Genomic DNA, 6054 nt, shown 5'->3' with positions numbered 1-6054 from the left:
GGTTTCTTGGAACACATAGACTTTTTGCCCCTTACCTGGGTGGTTTTTACAATGTGTTGATGAACATCTTTGAGTTTCTTGCTATAGGTGTATTAATCTCATGTGTATTTTTTCTCACGAGAAGAAATGTTGTACGCTTGAAAAGATTCCACGCAAGAGAGATGACTTCATGGCCAACGTTAGATGCAAACTTAATCTTGATCATCGAGATCGTTTTGATGCTAGCTATTCTTACAATGAATGCCTCTGACCAAATATTGCAGGGTAGAGATTATGCGGGTTATACAGAAACAGGCTCTTTATTCTTTAGCTCAATGCTCATTCCTTTATTTGAAGGTATGAGTTCTTCAGCTTTAGTAGTTGTAGAGCGTGGTGCCTGGTGGTTTCATATAGTGGGTATTTTAGCCTTTGCTATTTATGTTACTTACTCTAAGCACTTACATATTTTTCTTGCTTTCCCTAATACCTATTATTCGAACCTACAGCCGAAAGGTGAAATGAATAACATGGACACTGTGACCAACGAAGTAAAGATGATGCTAGGTGTGCAGACAGAGGCAGCAGCGGCTCCGCCAGAAGAAATTGGTCGGTTTGGCGCTAAAGATGTTAATGACTTGAGCTGGAAAAATATTATGAATGCCTATGCCTGTACTGAGTGTGGACGCTGTACCTCTGAGTGCCCGGCAAACATGACAGGAAAAAAATTATCTCCTAGAAAGATAATGATGGATACTCGAGATAGAGCTGAAGAGGTTGGTAAGAGCCTGTCAAGTGGTGGCAAAGGTTTGGAAGACGGTAAATCATTGTTGGGAGACTATACTACCAAAGAAGAAATAAACGCGTGCACCAGTTGCAATGCTTGTGTAGAGGCTTGTCCGGTAAACATTAACCCGCTGGAAATTATTTTGGAAATGCGTAGATATGTTGCGATGGAAGAGTCGGGCTCACCAGCATCTTGGAACAGCATGTTTCAAAACGTGGAGACCAATTTTGCTCCTTGGAAGTTTGCCCCAACGGATAGGTTTAACTGGGCCAACGATTTAAAAGAACAGAAATAAATTATTGCTGATTAATATAAACACTCAATTATTATGAGCGACAAAACATATAAAGTGCCAACAATGGCCGACATGACCTCACAAGGAGAGTCTCCGGAAGTTTTATTTTGGGTAGGTTGTGCTGGAAGTTTCGATGATAGATACAAGGCCGTAACACAAGCCTTTGTTAAAATTCTAAATAAAGTAGGGGTTTCTTTTGCCGTCTTGGGGCCGGAAGAAACCTGTACAGGTGACCCTGCTCGCAGAGCTGGAAATGAATTCTTGTTTCAGATGCAAGCCATGTCTAACATTCAGGTGCTTAACGGATACAACGTTAAAAAAATAGTGACGGCATGCCCGCATTGCTTTAACACCATAAAAAACGAATACCCTGCACTTGGTGGAAATTACGAAGTAATACATCACTCAGTATTTTTACAGCAGTTGATAAATGATGGTAAGGTAACGCTTAAAGGCGGAGGCGAATTTAAAGGCCGAAAAATTACATTTCACGATTCTTGTTATCTGGGTAGAGCAAATAATGTCTATGAAGCACCACGAAAAGTACTCGAGGCTTTAGATGCTGAGCTTGTTGAAATGAAGCGTTGCAAAACTAAAGGCTTATGTTGTGGAGCAGGTGGAGCTCAGATGTTTAAAGATGCCGAGCCTGGTGATAAAGAAGTTAATATTGAGCGCACGGAAGAAGCTTTAGAAACAAAAGCAGATACCATTGCTGTAGGCTGTCCTTTTTGTATGACTATGATGAGTGATGGTGTTAAAAACAAGGAGCGAGAAGCTGACGTGAAAGTAAAAGACCTTGCTGAGCTCATAGCTGAGGCTGAAGGGTTGTAACACAAGCTGTATGGTTGTTGAACAATAACACGGGTTTATTATTTTTAACCATGCGTTATTGGCTCATCAAACATTATTTAAAGCGAATTAAAAGATCCCCCAATTTGTCGGGCGCACATTTGTGGCTGGCAGTTTTTGGGGGTTTTTTGGTAATAGCCTTTCTTCTGTTGCTTACCAAAGGCCTTGGCATATACCTAGCCCCCTTATTTTCTGACCAAAACAAGCGTGCTATCGCTGTCGCCATCGGTTATTTGACTTCAGACCTTTTGCTGCGGTATATTTTAGCACCACGCAGTTTTGCAGAATATGCTTATTACACCTTGCCCATTTCGAAAACCAGCTATGCCTGGCAGTCTCTGTTTTTGGCACATGTCAATATTGTAAACCTGCTGGCACTCGGATTTTTTACGTTCTACTTGTCTGGAATTAATTTAGAAGGGGATTTTAAGGTCATTTATTTGACCGGTATTTTGGTTTTGGTATCAACTAATAATTTGTTGGTTCTCCTTCTGAAAAGATCCAAAATAGCAATTATCGTAGCAGTCACTTTTATAGGGTCAGCCATACTTCATTATAAATTCTACTTGGTTGACATAGTTTATAACCAGATAGTCGCCAATGGGATGAGTACTGCATTAGTAATATGGGCAGTGGCTGTAGTAGCTGCATTTATAGATGTATTTTATCATTACACAAGCGAGTCATACCAGGCCGATGGTAAACCATTGTTCAGAATGCCTCGTTTTGGCTTTAACCTAAAAGACCCGATTCTTTGGCAAGAAGTATTGTTAATTATAAGAAATAAGAGGCCACGCGGTCTGCTGATTAGCTACTTGATAATGCCGCCATACCTACTCTATACCCTTAGAAAAGGCCTAATGGTTGAAGAACCAAGTGCAGGAATACTGTTCTTTCTACTTTACTTTATCATAGGAGGCCTGGCCGTACAATATGGTTATTTAGGCTTATCATGGGAAAGCATGCACTTTGATGTGCTCATGACAAGAACCCGCTTGCGTGATATGCTGATTTCAAAATATAAGCTACTTACTTATTTAAATATAATAGCAGTATTTATAGCGCTACTTGTGTTAATTGCTATGCCTGCTGCTCTTTTTCCCATCATCGCAGTAGCTTTATTCCAAATTGGAATGGGTACTTACTTTGTGCTTTATATCATGGCTTATAACAACAAGAGGATAGATATTAATAAAACGAGTTTTTTTAACTATCAGGGTATATCGGCAGCACAGTTCATAAATCCACTTGTGTTATTATTCGCACCATGTCTGATTTTTTGGCTGATGAGCCTATTACTCGGAAGTACTGTTACATTTGCGATATTCGGTGCAATTGGGTTAGCAGGGCTTTTATATCGAAATAGATTATTTAGTAAAGTAAATAATCACTGGGTCAAATACCGATATCATTTAATTGAAAACTACCGAAGATCATGATATACGTCAGTGGATTGAAGAAACATTTTAAAGGTCAGCAAGCTGTAAATATTGAAAAACTGCAAATTGATAAAGGTGATATTATCGGAATTGTAGGAAATAATGGAGCGGGCAAAACTACGTTTTTTAGACTGTTACTAGATCTGTTACTACCTGATGGGGGAATATGTGAAATTAAAAATGAACCGGTGAAAGGCAATGAGGCCTGGAAAAAATTTACAGGCGCTTACTTAGATGAACGATTTTTGATACCGTATTTAACGCCCAACGAGTTTTGGAAGTTTGTGCTAAATGCTAAAGGAATCGAAGGAGATGATATTGAAAAATATATAAACTCTTACAAAAGTCTACTTACTGATGATTTGAAATCGAAAAAGTTTATAAGAGAGCTATCGGCTGGGAATAAAGCTAGGGTAGGTATTATCGCAGCTTTTCTAGGCAATCCCGAACTCATCATACTTGATGAACCATATGCCAATCTTGACCCAACGTCTCAAAATGTTCTTATAAACCTAATTAAAAATAAACCAGCCAAAACCACTGTGTTGGTCAGTAGTCATGACCTGAATCATATTCAAAAGATAAGCGATCAAATATTGTTGATGGAAAATGGAGCTGTGAAGAATATTCTTTCTAAATCAGAAAGTGACTTAAGTGATATACAGCAATATTTCGAATATAAGGAGGAGGTCTAGTTCCAATTTTCAACTGCTGACGCTCTCATCACCTCTTCATTTTCTTTCCACTCGGTAAGCACCTCTTCATTTGAGAATAAATAAAGCTTGCCATTTTGCATGTAATAAACCGATGGGTTTATTTCTGATGTAAACCCCTTACTCACTGCAAACGCACAATAACCGCCAAATTGAGGGGCATACTTGACAGGTTTACTTTTGAAGTGCTCCATGTTTTTTGCTGTAGCAAATCTCCAATCTGCACCTTGCCAATTATAAGAAAACTCAGGACTACCTTCAATGGCTTTATTTTGTTTGAAGTATGCTACAGGATCATATCCGTTTATTGCTACTTCACCAGTTTTGTAGATCGGCTGGTGTGCTCCCCAGCTTAGAGGTGATATGCTGTGGCTTTTGGCAAAATATATAACTATGATGAGCAGCACCACAAGTGTGCTCGGGATGACAATAAGGAGTTTTTTCTTCATGTCTCGGATATATTGTCAAACAATATAGTTAAAATTTAAGAAAAACTCCTGCTGAGTAACTCGGGTTGGCCAGGATTTGCTTTCCGTAAAACACCTTACCCATACTTAATGAAATACCTGCTTTTTTAGTAAAACTATAGATCAACTCTGGGCTGTAGGCTAAATATTCAACATTGTTGCTAAAAATGCCATTGGTTGTGTTTATTTCGCCATCACCATTGCCCAATGGCTTAATGCCGTATAAACGAAAAATACCTGTGAATTTACCAAGAGTATAACCAACCTCAGCGCCATAGCGAAATTCATCACTAAAACCATTGGTTCGGTTATTAAAACCGACCAGTGTACTGGCATACAGATTTACAGGATAAAAAGAATGACTTGCTTCAAATGTGAGCATCTGGTTGAACTCCCCATCTCCGGTTTGTAGCAGCTCGGTTCTCCCTCCAGACTCATTGCCGAAAGGTAGACCCAATGTAAGGCTGGCACTCAGCACTATTGGACGATCTTTAACGAGCGCATATTTCAAGGTAAGGTCTGTGTCCCCCACCGAGTTCAATTCATCACCTTTTTCTATTAGAGAGCCATCTGGTCGCTCCTGTTCATTCAGTGTGCTGCGACTAAAAAATGGAAAGTAAATGATACCTGTAAGTCTGTCAGTGAAGCCGTATTCCGCATAAATACTGGTGGTGTATACACCCGTAGTTCTTATCGAAATAATATCACCTGCAGGTGTATAGTATTGATCGGCCACAACCATCCACTGGTTCAACTTTAAGTAACCTTTTTTCTTTGGCTGAGGCCACCCTCCGCCTGCTAAACTTTGAAAAGCAAAAAGACTGAGGGTAATAAGTATTATTAATCGTCTCATAATAATTTTTAGTTTAGCTCCCCGGCACCAAACGGCACATTAAAAGGCTGACAATAGATAATTATAAAATTGTAGGTGTTGAGGTTTATATCATCGGGAACGGTATAGGTCTGAGCTCCGGTATTCGACTTGAGACTGCCGAGATCTACACCTCCTGCTACACTTTCGGCAGAGTTACTCAAATACACATGTAACCCGGGGCCGTTTGACGCTCTAAAATTAGAATCAAACCGTAATGTCAAGCTACTTTCTGACTCTTCTAAAAAAGCATCTCCTTCTACGGTGTAGTTATTTTTACCTTGAAACGTAGCCATTCTTGCGTTTTCGGCAATTGTTTCGGCACCGGCAGAGATCATCACGGAGTCTTTTAAGGCATTTACCATGGCAAAGATTAGCACCTCACCTTCTTGGTGGGCTCTTGCCAAACCATTTGCATCTATAGATATGATGGCATTGTCGGTTGAAGACCAGTCTACCATCACCTCATCTCTCTCCCCCATTTGATTGAAATAATCAGCCATAAATAAGACGGAGTCTCCCACTTGGATGCTCATAATGGCACTTGTAATTTGCAATTGCTCAGGTTGATTTAGCTCTTCAATTACATCAGTGCCAATGCAGGAAGAGTACAGCCAGGTAAGGTTTAATATCACTGCAAGTTTTAATATCAACTTC

The 6054-nt window shown here is 39.7% G+C and carries 7 protein-coding genes; 4 read left to right on the top strand and 3 right to left on the bottom strand.

Translation table 11 applies throughout. From position 1 onward, the window contains the following. From E1176_RS07845 to E1176_RS07830, 4 genes are all read left to right on the top strand, one after another. Positions 1-1058 (top strand): 4Fe-4S dicluster domain-containing protein (locus E1176_RS07845; RefSeq protein ID WP_155210059.1); only part of this gene is annotated, 1058 nt, incomplete at its 5' end. Between the two features lie 33 nt (positions 1059-1091). Continuing rightward, on the top strand, positions 1092-1889 hold the full coding sequence (locus tag E1176_RS07840) for a (Fe-S)-binding protein (protein WP_185152696.1): 798 nt from the start codon (positions 1092-1094) through the stop codon (positions 1887-1889). 50 nt (positions 1890-1939) lie between these two features. Then, positions 1940-3346 carry a DUF5687 family protein gene (locus E1176_RS07835; protein ID WP_281349535.1) on the top strand — a complete coding sequence of 469 codons (1407 nt, stop codon included), beginning with the start codon at positions 1940-1942 and terminating at the stop codon, positions 3344-3346. Next, entirely contained in the window at positions 3343-4041 is a 699-nt protein-coding gene (locus tag E1176_RS07830) for an ATP-binding cassette domain-containing protein (protein WP_155210057.1), read from the top strand. Before E1176_RS07835 ends, E1176_RS07830 begins: the two co-directional genes overlap by 4 nt. Here the strand turns inward: E1176_RS07830 and E1176_RS07825 are convergent. The 3 genes from E1176_RS07825 to E1176_RS07815 form a co-directional block, all read right to left on the bottom strand. Beyond that, positions 4038-4508: a YHS domain-containing (seleno)protein gene (locus E1176_RS07825; RefSeq protein ID WP_155210056.1), complete on the bottom strand. Its 471-nt coding sequence runs from the start codon at positions 4506-4508 to the stop codon at positions 4038-4040. The genes E1176_RS07830 and E1176_RS07825 overlap by 4 nt on opposite strands. Before the next feature lie 28 nt (positions 4509-4536). Further along, positions 4537-5379 carry a hypothetical protein gene (locus E1176_RS07820; RefSeq protein ID WP_155210055.1) on the bottom strand — a complete coding sequence of 281 codons (843 nt, stop codon included), beginning with the start codon at positions 5377-5379 and terminating at the stop codon, positions 4537-4539. Positions 5380-5387: 8 nt separating this feature from the next. Further along, the coding region (locus tag E1176_RS07815; protein ID WP_185152695.1) for a DM13 domain-containing protein at positions 5388-6054 on the bottom strand (667 nt) is incomplete at its 5' end.

The organism is Fulvivirga aurantia, from assembly GCF_009711475.1.
GTDB classification, from domain to species: Bacteria; Bacteroidota; Bacteroidia; order Cytophagales; family Cyclobacteriaceae; genus Fulvivirga; species Fulvivirga aurantia.
The sequence above is the reverse complement of the archived record's forward strand: the minus strand, read 5'-3'. Positions and strand labels throughout refer to the sequence as shown.

Coding starts and splice junctions, on each gene's coding strand:
- E1176_RS07840 (WP_185152696.1), top strand. CDS start 1,092: ATGAGCGACAAAACATATAAAGTGCCAACAATGGCCGACATGACCTCA.
- E1176_RS07835 (WP_281349535.1), top strand. CDS start 1,940: ATGCGTTATTGGCTCATCAAACATTATTTAAAGCGAATTAAAAGATCC.
- E1176_RS07830 (WP_155210057.1), top strand. CDS start 3,343: ATGATATACGTCAGTGGATTGAAGAAACATTTTAAAGGTCAGCAAGCT.
- E1176_RS07825 (WP_155210056.1), bottom strand. CDS start 4,508: ATGAAGAAAAAACTCCTTATTGTCATCCCGAGCACACTTGTGGTGCTG.
- E1176_RS07820 (WP_155210055.1), bottom strand. CDS start 5,379: ATGAGACGATTAATAATACTTATTACCCTCAGTCTTTTTGCTTTTCAA.